Below are 15,589 nucleotides of genomic sequence, written 5' to 3' on the forward strand. Positions count from 1 at the left end.
CGCCTCTTCAGGCGGGGGCTCCGTTCCGTTGTTCGCTTCCCTTCGCCCGGATTGCGTGCGCGTGTACCGCCGCGAACAGCGTATGAACACTCAGCGGAAGCGGGCGAGTTCGCTCTGTAACAGCTTGAGGATTGGTCTTGACCAAGGGTGGGGCCAGGCCTATGGTCGCGGAGATAGTGCAGGAACCTTTAATAAACAAAGGCGCGTAATGAGCCGCCGGGGCACGGCGATTGCGGAGGACAGGGTGGGGACCACGCAGCTGGAGACGGCGCCGGAGCCGAAGTACTGGCACCTGAAGACCGTGCTCGCCGAAGCGCTCGACTCCGAGTTCGCCGTCGGCGAGATCCTGCCGAACGAACGTGAGCTGGCGGCCCGCTTCGGCGTCGCCCGCGCGACCCTGCGCCAGGCTCTGGAACAGCTCGAACTCGAAGGCCGGCTGCAGCGCCGCCGCGGCGTCGGCACCACCGTCGCACCGCCCCGCATGGGCGTCTCCGTCGGCTCCGCGCAGCAGGGCTGGCCCGGCGCGAGCGGGGACGACTGGGAGGCGGCCGACAGCACCCCGGCCGTGCCGCCCGCCGCCGTCGCCCGCCTCCTCGGCACCGAGGCCGACGAGAGCGTGCACATCGTCCGCCGCTCCCGCGTGACCGGCGGCCAGCCCGTCGCCGCCGAGCTGCTCTACGTACCCACCGCGTCCGTGCCCGGACTCTCCGCCGTCGACCTGCCCGCGGGCCCCGCACGCGCGCGTGCCGTCCTGCGCGAGCTGCAGAGCCTCGGCCTCGACGGCGAGGAGCAGGCCGTCGAGCTGGGCTCGGCCCGCGCCGACGACGCGAAGCAGCTGGACCGGCTGCCCGGCGCCCCCGTCCTCGTCGTCACCACCCGCTACTTCGCGCAGGGCCGCACGGCCGCGGTCGCCGTGGCCACCTACCGCGCGGACACCTGCCGCCTGACCTTCGGCGACTCCGGCGACATGGAGATCCGGCACCAGGAGCGCCGCGCTTCCTGAAGCCGCCGACTCCCTTGCCGTACGGGCCCGTTGCCTCTTCGAGGCGGCGGGCCGTCCTGCGTGCGGGTACCGGTCGGGGTCGGAGAGCAGTTCGAGGAGTATCGCCTCTCCCCCGGCCACGGATGGCCGCGCTGTGCGATGCGTGTACGCGTACCCGCGCGTGTGCTGGTCCGGTGGTACGGCGGCGCCTCAACGGCGGGCGGTGACCGTGCCCTCGATCGCGAACAGTTCCTCCTCGACGTGGTCGAGGGCCAGGCGCAGGGCGCCCGTGGCGATGGCGGCCTCGCCGAGGGCGGAGAGCGTCACGCGCGGCGGGCGCAGACAGTAGCGGGCCAACTCGTGGCGCAGCGGCTCCAGTACGCCGTCCAGTCCGGCCGCCCAGCCGCCGATCACGACCACCTCCGGGTCGAGGGCGAGGACCAGCGCCGCCACGTCGTGCACCAGACGCCGGATGAAGCGCTCCACAGCCGCCGCGGCCTGCTCGTCGCCCCGCCTGGCGTGCGCGAACACCTCCGTCACGGCCTGCTCGTCGAGCGGGTGCAGCGGCTCGCCCGTCGTGGAGAGCAGCGACTCGGGCGTGACCTCGCGGCCCAGGAGGTGCAGCGCGCCGATCTCGCCCGCCGCGCCGCCGAAGCCGCGGTGCAGCCGCCCGCCGATCAGGGAACCCGCGCCCGGACTCAGGCCCGCGAGCACGAAGACCAGGTCGTCGGAGTCGGTGGCCGCGCCCTTCCAATGCTCGCCCACCGCCGCCGTGTTGGCGTCGTTCTCCACCAGTACCGGGCACTTGAAGGAGCGCCGCAACCGGTCCCCGAGCGGGAGCCCGGTCCAGCCGGGCAGAGCCGTGCCGAGCCGCACCGTCCCGTCGGCCTCCACGATGCCGGGAGTGGCCGCGCCCACGGCACGCAGCGAGTCACGGGCGATCCCGGCCCGGCTCAACAGATCGGCGACGGTCAGACGCAGCCGCTCCAGACGTTCGTCGGCGCACGCCGTCTCGTCGACCTCGCGCTCCGTGGCGCCGAGGACCTGTCCGTCCAGGTCCGCGAGTACGGCGGCGACCCGGTGCGGGCCGATCTCCAGGCCCAGGAGGTGGCCGGCCTCGGCGCGGAAGCGGAAGCGGCGGGCGGGTCTGCCCTGGCGCCTGGCCACGCCCTCCTCGGCGGCGACCTCCACGACCAGGCCCGCGGCCATCAAGCCCTCCACGACGCCTTCCACGGTGGGCCGGGAGAGGCCGGTGACCCGGGTGACCTCGGTGAGGGTCGCGAACTCCACGCCGCGCAGGGCGTGCAGGACCACTGCGGAGTTGATCCGCCGCAACAGCGAGGGATCCCCGCCGGTCAGCCGCCCCACGGTCGTCCTCCCAGGTCGCGAGCGCGTTCGCCGGATCGTACTCGTTGCGGTTGCAGCGGGCGAGAGGCGGTCGGGGGCGGGGCGCGCCTGGGCAGCCCCGGGCAAGGGGGCGGTAGCCCCCGAGGTGGAGGTCCGGGGGTGGCGCCCCCGGAGCCGTCGGCTGAGGACTTCGGGAAGGGGCGGGGAGGGGAAAACTCAGCCGGGCGCAACGAACCCCGACTCATAAGCCGCAATAACCGCCTGAGTCCGATCCCGAGCCCCCAACTTCCCCAGAACCGCACTCACATGACTCTTCACCGTCTCCGTACCGACCACCAACTCAGCAGCGATCTCCGCGTTGGACAGCCCCCGTGTCATCAACCGCAGCACCGCCCCCTCCCGCTCGGTGAGCGCCGCCCGGTCGAGCGCTTCGCGGGCCTCCGGGTTGCCGTACTGCGCGGCGAGCGAGCGTACCGCCGCCGGGAACAGCAGCGACGAGCCCTCGGCGACGAGCCGGACCGCGTGCACGATCTCCGCAGGCCGGGACCGCTTGAGCAGGAACCCGTCGGCCCCGGCGCGCAGCGCCTCGTACACGTACTCGTCGTTCTCGAAGGTCGTGATCACGACGATCTTCGGCGGGTCCTGCACGGTCCGCAGCACCGCCCGTGTGGCCTCGATCCCGTCGAGCAGCGGCATCCGTACGTCCATCGCGACGACGTCCGGGCGCAGCTGCCGCACCAGCGGGATGACGGCGGCGCCGTCGGCGGCCTCGCCCACGACCGTGATGTCGGGCTGTGTCTCCAGGACGGCGCGCAGGCCCGCCCGTACGAGGGGTTCGTCGTCTACGAGAAGAACGGTGAGCGGCACTTCGTCAGCCTAGTGGAGCGGGTCTCGGAGGCTTTCCGGAGCTGAGGTGCGAGTCCATGCGCGTACGAGCCAATGCGCCTACGAGCAGGCCCAGTTGGGCCGTCAGCGCAGTGGCAGGTCCACGTGTACGCGCCATTCCTCGGACTCCGGGCCCGTCCGCGCCGTGCCGCCGAGGAGGGCGACGCGCTCGCGGATGCCGCGCAGGCCGCTGCCCGAGCCCGAGGGACGGGCGGCGGAGGCTGCCCAGGCTGCCCGGTCGAAGGGATTGCGCACGTCCAGGGTGAGGCGGCGGTCCGTGGCGGCGATCCGGACCCGTACCGTCGCGGTCGACGGGGCCCCCGCGTGGCGCAGCACGTTCGTCAGGCACTCCTGCAGGATGCGGTAGCCCTCGCGGGAGACGGGGCCGGGCAGCCGGTCGAGGGGGCCGGTCACCTCGGCATCGATCTGTGCGCCCGAGGCGCGGGCCGAGTCCAGGAGGCGGTCCGCCTCGGTGAGCGCCGGGCTGCTGCCGGCCGGGCGCTCCGGCTCGCGCAGCACCTTCAGGACCCGGTCCAGGTCCTCCAGCGCCGCCCGCCCGGTCTCCTCGATCGCGTCCAGGGCACGGTCGGTGAACTCCGGGCTGCCCGCCGCCCGTGCCGCCCCCGCCTGCACCACGGCGACAGTCAGCGCGTGCCCGATGGAGTCGTGCAGTTCGCGGGCGATCCGGGTGCGTTCGAGGAGCTGTTCCGTACGCGCTTCGAGGGCCGCGAGACGCTCCGCGGCCGAGGGTCCGAGCAGCCGCACCGCGAGCTCCGTCATCAGCCGCCCGAACAGCACGACCGAGCCGAGCAGCACGAGCAGCGGCAGCGGTGCGAGGAGTGCGTACCACCAGTGGTGACCCGGCAGCGGCAGCGGCGAGCCGGTCGCCGTGCCGCCCGCCGCGGCCCGCACCAGGTCGACGGCGAGCACCAGGCACTCCATCGCGAACAGCGAGGAGACGAGGCCGAGCGTCAGGCGAAGCAGCATCCACAGCGAGGTCCGGCCGCGGTCCGCCCACGTCACGGAGGGACCGGTCGCGATCGGCGCCGACCCGTCGGGCGTGAGCAGCAGCCGCGCCTGCACGCCCTCCGCGACCCGCACCCACGGCACGAGCCCCGCGAGCGCCACGCACAGGAACGGCACCCAGTTCGTGTGCGTGGACACGAACTGCCAGATCCCGAAGGCCACACCGCCGACGAAGAGATGCACCCAGCGCGTGTATGTCACGGGGTGGGCGAGCGCTCGCAGCGCACGCTTCGTACGGGGCACGCCGGTCAAGCCGGTCACGCCAGTCTCGCTGGTCACGCCGGTCGGGCTCGGGGTGCGGGGCATGCCGCCATCGTGCCAGCGCCGCGCCCGCGCGGGCTCCCCCGCGCGGGGGAGGCGCCCGCCACCCGCGGGGGAGGCGCGGGCCCGGCCCGCCCCGTGAGGCTCGAACCATGACAAGGATCGACGTGCACGAACTCACCAAGGAATACGGCGCCACGCGCGCGGTGGACCGGCTCACCTTCGCCGTGGAGCCCGGCCGGGTCACCGGGTTCCTCGGCCCGAACGGCGCCGGCAAGTCCACGACCATGCGCCTCGTCCTCGGCCTCGACCGGCCCACCTCCGGCACGGCCACGGTCGGCGGCCGCGCCTACACCGCCCTCGACGCACCGCTGCGGCAGGTCGGCGCGCTGCTCGACCCGCAGGCCGCGCACGGCTCCAGGACCGCCCGCGCCCACCTCCTCGCGCTCGCCGCGAGCAACCGCATCCCGGCCCGCCGGGTCGACGAGGTGCTCGACGAGGCCGGCCTGAGCGCGGTGGCGGGGCGCCGCGTGAAGTCGTACTCGCTCGGCATGCGCCAGAGGCTCGGCGTCGCGGCCGCGCTGCTCGGCGACCCGGCGGTCCTGATGCTCGACGAGCCGTCCAACGGGCTCGACCCCGAAAGCATCATCTGGGTCCGGGAGTTGATGCGGCGCCTGGCCCGCGAGGGCCGTACCGTCCTCGTCTCCAGCCACCTCATGAACGAGACCGCCTCGTTCGCCGACCACCTTGTGGTGCTCGGCCGGGGGCGGCTGCTCGCGGACCTGCCGCTGCAGGAGTTCATCGACACGCAGGTGCAGCCGCGGGTGCGCGTCCGCAGTTCCGACGACAGCGCCCTCGCGGCCCTCCTGGAAGGGCACGGCTACCGGCCCGTCCGCGAACCCGACTCGGGGCCCTTGACCGTCGCCGACGCGCGCGTGGCGGACATCGGCCGGATCGCCGCACGCGCGGGTGTGCCGATTCTCGAACTCGCCGCCCAGGAAGGCACATTGGAGGAGGCGTACCTCGCCCTGACCGCGGACGCCGTCGAGTACACGTCCGCGCGTACGGCGGACAGCGCGTCGGCCGTCCGAGAGAGCCAGGAGGCCCGTCGATGAGCTTCACCGCCGTGCTCCACTCCGAGTGGATCAAGATCAAGTCCCTGCGCGGACCGGCCGGTTCACTGCTCGCCGTCCTCCTCGTCACCCTCGGCGTCACCGCCCTCGCCTTCGCCACGATCGGCCAGGCGGAGGCCGACAACCCGGGCGCGGAACCGCTCTACGACGCCTTCTACGCCCTCAACTTCGGCCAGGTCGCCGCCCTCGCCTTCGGCGCGACCGCCATCTCCTCCGAGTATCTGAACGGCGCGCTGCGCGTCTCGCTCGCCGCCGTACCGCGCCGCACCCATTTCTACGCCGCGAAGATCGCGGTGATCGGCGGACTCGCCCTGGCCACGGGCCTCGTCACGGCCTTCGCCGCGTTCCTGCTCGGCCAGTCCTTCATGGGCTCGTACGCGATCGGGCTCGACCATCCAGGCGCGGTGCGCGCCTGCGTCGGCGCGGGCGTCTACCTGGCGCTGCTGGCGCTGCTCGCGGCAGGCCTGGCGACCGTGCTGCGCAGCGGCGTCGCCGTGCTCAGCATCCTCATTCCGTTCGTGCTCATCGTGCCGTTCGTGATCGGCGACGTGGCCGGAAGCGTCGCGGAGTTCCTGCCAGACCGGGCCGGGCAGCAGGTCCTGCACGCCGCCCCGGCGGGGCACCTCGGCCCCTGGAGCGGCCTCGCGGTCTGCGCGGCCTGGTCGGCGGCGGCCGTGCTCGCCGGCCTGTGGACCCTGCGCCGCCGGGACGCCTGACACCTCCCGGCGGGCGAACACCCCAGCTCAGGGCGGCCGTTGACCCACGGCCGCCTCCGTTGTCAGTGGTCGCCGCTTTACTTGAGGCATGAGTTCGGCCCGGCATCTGCACGCCATAGACCAGCTGCGCGCCCGCACCCTGCGCGGCGGCCACAGCCACCTCACGGAACTGCGGCGCACGGACTTCGACGAGACGGACCCGGGGGAGTACGAGGAGAGACGCGAGCAGTACGAGGCGGAGCTTGCGGCCCTGCAAGCGCCGTTGGGGGAGAAGTGGGCGGCGTACGGCCCGTTCGGGCTGCAGGGCGTGCTGCTGCGCGGAGGAGAGGGGGAGGAGATACCCGAGCCGTGGTGCGGGTTGAGCTGGGCGGCGAGCAGCGTCGAGCTGTGGCACACCGGGGACCGCTGGCTGGCCCTGGCTGTCACCGACCGCGAGCGGCCCCGGCTGCTGCGGTTACTCGCGGTGTCCACGGACGTCGACCCGCCGTGACCTCGTCCGACGGCATGGCAGCGGCGAACAACCGTGCCACCATGGCCTCTTGAGGATCATGCACGTCGGGACCACGCGTGTCGGGACACGCACGTCGTGACCGTGGACGGCAGAAGGAGAGCGGAGCGGATGACGGAGCACAGCGGGCAGGTCGCGCACAACGCCCGGGTCTGGAACTACTGGCTCGGCGGCAAGGACCACTACACGGTGGACAAGGAGGTCGGCGACCAGGTCACCGGGATGTACCCGAGCATCGGCCAAGTCGCCCGCGCCGACCGGGAGTTCCTCGGCCGCGCCGTGCAGTACCTCGCGGGCGAGGCGGGCGTCCGCCAGTTCCTCGACATCGGCACGGGCCTGCCCACCGCGGAGAACACCCACGAGGTCGCCCAGCGCATCGCCCCCGACTCCCGCATCGTCTACGTCGACAACGACCCCACCGTCCTCGCCCACGCCCGTGCCCTGCTGACCAGCACCCCGGAGGGCGCCACGAGCTACGTCGACGCGGACGCGCACGACCCGGACGCCATCCTGCGGGCCGCCGCCGACACCCTCGACCTGGACCGCCCGGTCGCGGTGATACTGCTCGGCCTCCTCAACTTCATCCTCGACACCGAGAAGGCCACGGACATCGTGCGGCGCCTCGTGGCCGCGGTGCCCTCCGGCAGCTACCTGGTGATCACCCACCCGACCCTGGAGCTGGGCGGCGCGGGCAACGCGGAGGCGATGGCCTTCTGGAACGAGAACGCCAAGCCCCCGATCACCGCCCGCACCGGACAGGAGGTCGCCGCGTTCTTCGACGGCCTCGAACTGCTCCCGCCCGGCCTCGTCTCCTGCTCCCGCTGGCGCGCGGAGCCGGACACGGAGCAGGTCGCGCAGTACGGGGCGGTGGCCCGTAAGCCGTGACCGTGCAGGTCGAGACCTGACCGTACGGATCAAGACCTGACCGTACGCGTCACGTGGCGGCTTCGCAGCCGCGCGTACTCCTCCGCCATCGCCTCCACCGTCCAACGCGCGTTCAGCCCGCTGGGGTTGGGCAGCACCCACACCGGGCTGCCGCCGACCGTCCGCTCCTGCGGGCCGATCCGCGCCTTGCGTTCGCCGAAGGCCGCGCGGTAGGCGGTGATCCCGACGACCGCGAGGCACCCGGGCCGCAGCCGCGCCACCTTCTCCTCCAGGAGCCGCCCGCCCTCGACGTACTCCTCCGGGGAGAGCTCGTCGGCGCGGGCGGTCGCGCGGGCCACCACATTGGTGATGCCGAGCCCGTACGAGAGCAACTCCCGCTGCTCACAAGGGTGCAGCAGACGCGGAGTGAAACCGGAGCGGTGCAGGACCGGCCAGAAGCGGTTGCCGGGGCGGGCGAAGTGGTGGCCCGTCACCGCCGTCATCAGCGACGGATTGATCCCGCAGAACAGCACATCAAGACCGCCCGCCCGTCTCCCACCGCCGCCCTCAACCGAGGCGCTGCGCGCCACCCCCGCCTCTGCGACCACATCGGGAACGATGCGGTTGCGGGCGGCTTCGAGTTCGTCCCGGCCGGGGAGTGTCAGAGGATCGCTCCCGGCGTGTACCCGGCGGCCTCCGGGTGCTGCTTGACGATCTCCTCGACGCGGGCCACGACCTGCGCGACCTGACCGGCGGCAGCGCCCGTGAAGGACAGCTTGTCCGCCATCAGCTCGTCGAGCTGCGCACGGTCGAGCGGGATACGGGAGTCGGCGGCCAGCTTGTCGAGCAGCTCGTTGCGCTCCGCGCCCTGCTCGCGCATCGCCAGGGCGGACGCCACGGCGTTCTCCTTGATCGCCTCGTGCGCCTCCTCGCGGCCCACGCCCGCACGCACCGACGCCATCAGCACCTTGGTGGTGGCGAGGAACGGCAGGTAGCGGTCCAGCTCACGGGCGACGACGGCCGGGAACGCGCCGAACTCGTCGAGCACCGTCAGAAACGTCTCCAGGAGACCGTCGAGCGCGAAGAACGCGTCCGGGAGCGCGACGCGGCGCACCACGGAGCAGGACACGTCGCCCTCGTTCCACTGGTCGCCGGCCAGCTCGCCGGTCATCGACGCGTATCCGCGCAGGATCACCATCAGGCCGTTGACGCGCTCGCAGGAGCGGGTGTTCATCTTGTGCGGCATCGCAGACGAGCCGACCTGGCCCGGCTTGAAGCCCTCGGTGACCAGCTCGTGCCCGGCCATCAGGCGGATCGTCTTCGCGAGGGAGGAGGGCGCGGCGGCCAGCTGGACGAGCGAGGTCACGACCTCGTAGTCGAGCGAGCGCGGGTAGACCTGGCCGACCGAGGTGAAGGCCTGCGCGAAGCCCAGGTGCCCGGCGATGCGCTGCTCCAGGTCGGCCAGCTTGTCGGCGTCGCCGCCGAGCAGGTCCAGCATGTCCTGCGCCGTGCCGACCGGGCCCTTGATGCCGCGCAGCGGATAGCGGTTCAGGAGCTCCTCGATCCGGCCGTACGCGACGAGCAGCTCGTCCGTGGCCGTCGCGAAGCGCTTGCCGAGGGTGGTGGCCTGGGCGGCGACGTTGTGCGAGCGGCCGGCCATGACCAGCTCGCCGTACTCGCCGGACAGCTTGCCGAGGCGGGCCAGGACGGCGACCGTGCGGTCCCGCACCAGCTCCAGGGAGAGCCGGACCTGCAGCTGCTCGACGTTCTCCGTCAGGTCGCGGGACGTCATGCCCTTGTGGACCTGCTCGTGCCCGGCGAGGGCGTTGAACTCCTCGATACGGGCCTTCACGTCATGCCGCGTGATCTTCTCGCGCTCGGCGATCGAGGCCAGGTCGACCTGGTCGAGGACCCGCTCGTAGTCGTCGAGGGCGGTCTGCGGCACCTCGATCCCGAGGTCCTTCTGGGCACGCAGCACGGCCAGCCACAGCTGGCGCTCAAGCTTCACCTTCTGCTCGGGGGACCACAGCGCGGCGAGCTCGACGGAGGCGTAGCGGCCGGCCAGGACGTTGGGGATGCGGGGCTTTGCAGTCACAGTCGGCCAGTTTACTGACACTTTCGGACAGGCCGACGCCCCGGTCCCGTTTGTCGGAAGCTACGAGAGAAGCCACGAGAGATCCGGGGCGGCCACGAGCGGCGACCGGCGGGGCCGTCGCGCCTCACTCACGCCGGATCGGCGGCTCCACGTACGGGAACGACGCCAGCCACTGTTCGTCCGGCGCAGGGTGGTCCGGTTCGAGGCGGAGGCGGCGGACCCGCTCGACGGGCAGGATCCCGGCCAGCCGCGCCGGGTCGAGCTGGCTCTTCACGTGCAGATGGGCGCGGCCGCCCAGATCGGCGAGGGCGCGGGCCTCGTCCAGGTCGGAGACGGGGAAGTAGAGCCCGCCGTGCTCGTCGAGGTGGGCGATGATCTCCCGCGCGTACCGGGCGGTGTCGTACCGCGGCCAGGCGTTCGCCAGCTGTACGCGGATGTCCATGCGCTCGCGCTCGCGCAGGCCCGCGAGGTAGTCGATGGCCATGTCGTCGGCGACGGAGGACGCGGTGATCGCCAGGATGTACGCCCGGTCGTCGGAGACCGTGCGCGGGTCGGGCAGCATCTCCAGGACGATCGGGCCGATCCAGCCCAGCGCGCGGGCCCCCGCCGGATGCGCCGGGTTCACCATCTGCTGCGTGGCCCGCTGCACCAACTGCCGTACCTCCGGGTCGATTTCACTCACGTGCTCCAGACAGGCCGCGGCGAGCAGCTTGCTGTGCCGGGCGTGCGCGGTACGCAGCCCGGGGCGGCGGGAGACCATGCCGCGCAGCAGCTCCCCGACCTCGTTCGGCCGGGACAGGGAGACCGCCATGCGCACCACGTCCTCCCACTCCGTGAGGTGGGAGTGGTCGAGCAGCAGCCCGAAGTCGTGCTGCTGCACCATCGAGTCGGCGGCGAGATAGTCCTGGAACGTGCGGTGGATGAAGTCCACCGAGCCCGCGGTGGGTTCGCGGAGCAGGCCGGTCCGGTTGAGCAGGTGGCGGTAGATCGTCTCGGCGTCGCCCTGCTTCGCCGCGGCGGGCACCGCGGGCAGATGGCGCCGCAGGATGTCGACGGCGATGTCCCGGTCCATCTCGGACTTGCCGTTGATCAGCATCCAGTGCGCCAGCTTCTGCAGGAGCTGGATCTTCGGCTGCCGGCTGAGCGCGATCCCGTCGTCCGGCACGACCCGCTGGCGGTCCCGCAGTTCGAGCAGCATCGACATGGCCGCGTCGTACAACTCCTTGCGGCCGCTGGGGAGATAGCCGCGCAGATGCCGGTGCAGGGCGCAGAGCAGACCGCACATCAGCGGGTTGGTGGCGAGCCGGCCCAGGTCGCGGGTGAGGCGCAGGGCGTCCATCAGCGTCTGCTCGTACCGGGCGAGGACCGCGGGGTCGGCGCCGGGTTCCTGGCGGGCCGCCGCGTGCCAGCGCTCGATGAACGCGCCCACCTCGTCCCGGCTCATCGGGGCCAGCTGCACCTCGTCGAAATCCTCGGCGGCCAGCCAGTCATCGGGTACGGCGGAGGGGCGGGTGGTGACCATCCAGACGTTGCCCGGGTAGAGCGCCGTCCAGTCGCGCAGCGTGTGGCGCAGCCGTTCGCGGGCCGGCTCCGGGGCCTCGTCCACGCCGTCGATGAGCAGCAGCCCGCGGCCCTGTCTGAGCACCCGGTCCGCCCAGCCGGGCGGCTGCGCGTCAGCGCCCGGGTAGCCGTTCACGGCAAGGAACTCGCCCGGCACGGGCGGCGCTTCGCGGCTGAAACGGCGCACCGGAAGCACGAACGGCACCCGGTCCCGCAACCCCGCCAGCTGCGCCGGCAGCTCGCCCTTGGCGGTGGCGACGGCGAGCCACTGCAACAGCGTCGTCTTCCCGGACCCGGCCACTCCGCGTACGAGCAAGCGGCTGCGCCCGGCGAGCGCGCGGGACACCGGCACCGGCGTCGCCGAGCCCATCGGACCGCCGCCGGGTTCGCAGCGCAGACCCAGATACGTGGAGTCGAGCGGCCAGGTGTCGGGGGCGCTGGCGAGGTCTATGCCGAAGATCGTCAGACGGTTGTGCAGGACCGCCGTGTCCCGCGCGAAGCGCTCCTCGAAGGCCGTGTCGGCGGCGCCCTGCGAGGGCACGCGCGCCTCCAACCGCTCGTACCGCTTGCAGAGTTCGGCGAGGAAGCCGCTGTGCTCGACGAGGGTGTGGGGTACGACATCGGACCGGCTGGTGAAGAACTCCAGGATGTGCCGGGCGGTCACCTCCAGGAGCAGGGCGTGCAACAGCGCGCCCTCCTCGGACAGCTCGCGGGTGGCGTCGGGGACGAGCGAGCCGAGGTGCTGCGCGAATCCTTCGGCCTGCAGCGCCACGGCCTGCGCGTCGCTCATCTCGACCTGGCCCAGCGCGCCCAGGGTGCGGGCGAGCGCGTCCGCGACGGCCCGGTCCTCGTCGGGCCGCACCGGCCGCTCGCCGGGTCCGCCGACCGCCTGCCGCACGAGCTTCGCGCCGAGTGCGTGCAGGTCGAGCTTTTCGCTGCGCGGGCTGGTGAGGAGGGGCTGCACGAGTGCGGTGAGGAAGGGATGGGTGAGACGGCTGAGGACGAGTGCGGGATCCACCTGCGTACCCCCGACAACTGGTGTTCCGGTGAAGGCTGTTGGGTGGCAGACGGTAGAGCGCGACGGAAAGTTCCCGCCACCCCTGCATCGGCACGAATCCTTCGCAGGGCGGGGAGGGGATCAAATCGGCGCAGCCGACTGTGTCCTACAGCCGGTGCCAACCCGTCACCGGGCCCGGGGATGTGCCCTCCTCGGGGGTGATCCAGAAGGCCGTGCCGGTGGACGGGTCGAACTGGGCCCCGGCGAGGCCGTCGCCCGAGGAGCGCCCGGTCAGGCGGCGACCTATCCACGGCACCAGGTGCTCCCGCGCGAACTGGGCGTCGGCGACGCGGCGCTGCGCCCAGCGCGGGCGGACGGGGGCGGGCAGCGGGGCGCGCCAGTCCTCCTCCGCCGCGTACCCGAGGGTCTGCCACACGGCCTCGGCGACGCGGTGATGGCCCTCGGCGGTGAGGTGCAGCCGGTCCACGTCCCACAGCCGCTGGTCGCCGAGGACGGGGGCGCCGTACAGGTCGACGACGAGGGCGCCGTGGCGTTCGGCGAGGCCGTCGATGTGCTCGAACAGCTCCTCCATGCGCGGCCGGAACCGTTCGAGGACCGGGCCCTGCCGGCCGGGGCTGCGCATCAGCACGAGCTGCTTGCAGGCGGGCGCCAGCTTCTCCACGGCCTCGTCGAGCAGCGCCCGCACCCGGCCCATGTCGCACTTGGGGCGCAGGGTGTCGTTGAGACCGCCCACCAGGGTCACCACGTCCGGCTTCAGCGCGGCGGCGGCGTCGGCCTGCTCGGCGGCGATCTGACCGATGAGCTTGCCGCGTACGGCGAGGTTCGCGTACCGGAATCCGGGCTGTACGGAGGCCATCCGCGCCGCGAGAAGGTCGGCCCAGCCGCGGTACGAGCCGTCGGGGAGGCGGTCCGACATGCCCTCGGTGAAGGAGTCGCCTACCGCGACGAGACTGGTGTACGTGGCATTCATCTGCATGGCGACAGCGATGCTAACGCCGCAACGGCGGCTGCCGCCCCCGACCCTCGCCTTCGGGGCTCCGCCCCGACCCCGCTCCTCAAGCGCCGGAGGGGCTGGTTTTTAAGGGGCTGGTTTTTAAGGGGCGCGGGGAACTGCGCGACCAGCCACGACGGCGCGTCAGCCGAACGACGGCCTCGTCAGGCCCCGGAGGGGCAGCCGTCCGCTGAGGACTTCAGGAAGGGGCCGGGTGGGGTCCCGCCTCCGCCCCCGCCTCGGGGGCCAGCCCCCGGAACCCCCGCTCCTCAAACGCCGGAGGGGCTGAATTTTGCGGGCTGGGGCTGGATTCACGTGCCCCGTCAGGGGCGCGAGGAACTGCGCGACCAGCCACGACGGCGCAGCACTCGAACGACGGCCTCGTCAGGCCCCGGAGGGGCAGCCGTCCGCTGAGGACTTCGGGAAGGGGCGGGGTGGGGAAGAGAACGCCTGCCTCAGCCGAGGTCCCACTCCCCCCGAACCCTCCCACCCACCACCTCCACCCGATGCCCCACGAACGCCCCCCGCAGGCGGCGGTCGTGGGAGACGACCACGAGCGTGCCGGCGTACGACGCGAGCGCCTCGTCGAGGTCTTCCGCGAGGGCGGGGGAGAGGTGGTTGGTGGGCTCGTCGAGGAGCAGCAGGTCGGCGGGGCGGGTGACCAGGCGGGCCAGGGCGAGCCGACGCCGCTGGCCGACCGAGAGATCACGTACCGGAACAGAGAGGTCCGCCTCGCGGAACAGGCCGAGGGCGAGGAGCCGGTCCGCGTACTCCTCGGGCGGACCGTCGAGCCCCGCGGCGAACGCGGCGAGCAGCGACCGCCCCGCACCCACCCCGTCCCCGTACGGAACGGCCGCCTCGCCCGCCCCCTCCCCGCACGAACCTTCTCCGTACGAACTCTCCTCGCGCCGCACCCCCACGTACGGCACCTCCTGCCCCAAGTGGCCCACCCGGACCGGTCGTTGGACCTCGCCGTGGTCCGGTATGACCGTGCCCGCGAGGACGCCGAGGAGGGTCGACTTGCCCGCGCCGTTCGGGCCGGTGACAAGGAGGCGGGTGCCGGGGGCGAGGCGGAGGCGGTCCACCGTCAGGCGCTGTCCCACCGCGATGTCGGTCAGCTCGACCGGCAGCAGGAACGGATGGTCCCCGCCCTCCGGCTCGGCCGTGAACCGCAGCGGTTCCGGCGGCCGCGGCACCGGCTCGGCCCGCAGCCGGCGCAGCCGCTCCCGCGCGGCCCGGACCACGCCCGACACCTGGCCCTCCACCGACCGCTGATGCTTGGAGAACTTCGCGAAGGTGCTGCTGTCCCGCAGCCGCCGGCCCGCGGAGAGCCGGTCGGCGGCGCCCTCGGCGATCTTCTCCTGGCGTTCCAGCTCGTCGCGCCATGCGCGGTAGCGCTGCTCCCAGCCGAGGCGGGCCGCGGTGCGCTGGGCGAGATAGCCGGGCCAGCCGCCGCCGTACCGCTCGACGCTCCGCCGGTCGCCGTCGACCTCGACGATCGCGTCCGCGACCCGGTCGAGGAAGACCCGGTCGTGGGTGACGGCGATGACCGTGCCGCGATGGGCGCGCAGCCGCTCCTCCAGCCAGTCGAGGGCGGAGGCGTCCAGGTGGTTGGTGGGCTCGTCGAGGAGCAGCAGCTCGGGTGCGGCCGCCAGTACGCAGGCGAGCGCGAGCCGGGCCGCCTCCCCGCCGGACAGCGAGCCGAGCGTCCGCGCGCGCCCGAGGTGCGGGACGCCGAGCCCGTGCTGGGCCGCTTCGAGGCGGGCGTCGGCCCGGTAGCCGTCGCGGGCCTCGAAGGCGGCCACCAGGTCGCCGTAGGCGGCGAGCTCGGCCGGGCCCGCCGAGCCGAGGGACTCCTCGGCGAGCCGGATGCGTCGCTCCAGGTCCCGCAGCTCGGCGAGCGCCTCGTCCACGGCGTCCTGGACCGTGGCGTGCGGGGGCAGTTCGGGGGTCTGTGCGAGGTAGCCCGTGCCGCCCTCGGCCACCACCCGCACCTCGCCGTCGGCGGCCGCGCTACGCCCCGCGATCAGGCGCAGCAGCGTCGACTTGCCGGAGCCGTTCTCGCCGATGACGCAGACGTGCTCGCCGGGCCGCACCGACACTGAGACCCGCTCCAGGACCGGCCGGTCCGGGTAGCCGAACGACACGTCCCGCAGGACCAGTTGACTCACCTGGACCCCTTCCCGTAGGTGTACGGCAGCGG

13 protein-coding genes are annotated in these 15,589 nt (G+C 73.0%); 5 read left to right on the plus strand and 8 right to left on the minus strand.

What is annotated here, in order from left to right; translation table 11 throughout:
* Positions 1-244: 244 nt before the first annotated feature.
* On the plus strand, positions 245-1,003 hold the full coding sequence (locus tag QIS96_RS12360) for a GntR family transcriptional regulator (RefSeq protein ID WP_282542557.1): 759 nt from the start codon (positions 245-247) through the stop codon (positions 1,001-1,003).
* A gap of 189 nt (positions 1,004-1,192) precedes the next feature.
* Here the strand turns inward: QIS96_RS12360 and QIS96_RS12365 are convergent, their stop codons facing one another.
* The 3 genes from QIS96_RS12365 to QIS96_RS12375 form a co-directional block, all read right to left on the minus strand.
* Entirely contained in the window at positions 1,193-2,350 is a 1,158-nt protein-coding gene (locus QIS96_RS12365; RefSeq protein WP_282542558.1) for an ROK family transcriptional regulator, read from the minus strand.
* Positions 2,351-2,545: 195 nt separating this feature from the next.
* The gene (locus tag QIS96_RS12370) at positions 2,546-3,196 is read right to left on the minus strand and encodes a response regulator transcription factor (RefSeq protein WP_282542559.1); all 651 of its coding nucleotides are present in this window, start codon (positions 3,194-3,196) and stop codon (positions 2,546-2,548) included.
* A 102-nt stretch (positions 3,197-3,298) separates the two neighbouring features.
* The gene (locus QIS96_RS12375; protein ID WP_282542560.1) at positions 3,299-4,546 is read right to left on the minus strand and encodes a sensor histidine kinase; all 1,248 of its coding nucleotides are present in this window, start codon (positions 4,544-4,546) and stop codon (positions 3,299-3,301) included.
* Positions 4,547-4,653: 107 nt separating this feature from the next.
* On the opposite strand from QIS96_RS12375, the gene QIS96_RS12380 reads away from it, so the two are divergent.
* From QIS96_RS12380 to QIS96_RS12395, 4 genes are all read left to right on the plus strand, one after another.
* On the plus strand, positions 4,654-5,616 hold the full coding sequence (locus QIS96_RS12380; RefSeq protein WP_282542561.1) for an ATP-binding cassette domain-containing protein: 963 nt from the start codon (positions 4,654-4,656) through the stop codon (positions 5,614-5,616).
* Positions 5,613-6,350: an ABC transporter permease gene (locus tag QIS96_RS12385; RefSeq protein WP_282542562.1), complete on the plus strand. Its 738-nt coding sequence runs from the start codon at positions 5,613-5,615 to the stop codon at positions 6,348-6,350. Before QIS96_RS12380 ends, QIS96_RS12385 begins: the two co-directional genes overlap by 4 nt.
* 88 nt (positions 6,351-6,438) lie before the next feature.
* A complete protein-coding gene (locus QIS96_RS12390) occupies positions 6,439-6,840 on the plus strand; it encodes a hypothetical protein (RefSeq protein ID WP_282542563.1) in 402 nt (133 codons plus the stop codon).
* 129 nt (positions 6,841-6,969) lie between these two features.
* On the plus strand, positions 6,970-7,743 hold the full coding sequence (locus QIS96_RS12395) for an SAM-dependent methyltransferase (protein WP_282542564.1): 774 nt from the start codon (positions 6,970-6,972) through the stop codon (positions 7,741-7,743).
* 29 nt (positions 7,744-7,772) lie between these two features.
* On the opposite strand, the gene mug is transcribed toward QIS96_RS12395, so the two are convergent.
* From mug to QIS96_RS12420, 5 genes are all read right to left on the minus strand, one after another.
* Entirely contained in the window at positions 7,773-8,330 is a 558-nt protein-coding gene (mug, locus tag QIS96_RS12400) for a G/U mismatch-specific DNA glycosylase (protein ID WP_408907169.1), read from the minus strand.
* Between the two features lie 53 nt (positions 8,331-8,383).
* Positions 8,384-9,817, minus strand: coding sequence for an adenylosuccinate lyase (purB, locus tag QIS96_RS12405; protein ID WP_282542565.1), 1,434 nt, complete (start codon positions 9,815-9,817; stop codon positions 8,384-8,386).
* Between the two features lie 124 nt (positions 9,818-9,941).
* A complete protein-coding gene (locus QIS96_RS12410) occupies positions 9,942-12,395 on the minus strand; it encodes an NACHT domain-containing protein (RefSeq protein WP_282542566.1) in 2,454 nt (817 codons plus the stop codon).
* A 145-nt stretch (positions 12,396-12,540) separates the two neighbouring features.
* A complete protein-coding gene (locus tag QIS96_RS12415) occupies positions 12,541-13,371 on the minus strand; it encodes an SGNH/GDSL hydrolase family protein (RefSeq protein WP_282542567.1) in 831 nt (276 codons plus the stop codon).
* A gap of 470 nt (positions 13,372-13,841) precedes the next feature.
* A complete protein-coding gene (locus tag QIS96_RS12420; RefSeq protein ID WP_282542568.1) occupies positions 13,842-15,557 on the minus strand; it encodes an ABC-F family ATP-binding cassette domain-containing protein in 1,716 nt (571 codons plus the stop codon).
* Between the last annotated feature and the right edge of the window lie 32 nt (positions 15,558-15,589).

Origin of the sequence: Streptomyces cavernicola, assembly GCF_029968035.1 — a bacterium.
GTDB lineage: Bacteria > Actinomycetota > Actinomycetes > Streptomycetales > Streptomycetaceae > Streptomyces > Streptomyces cavernicola.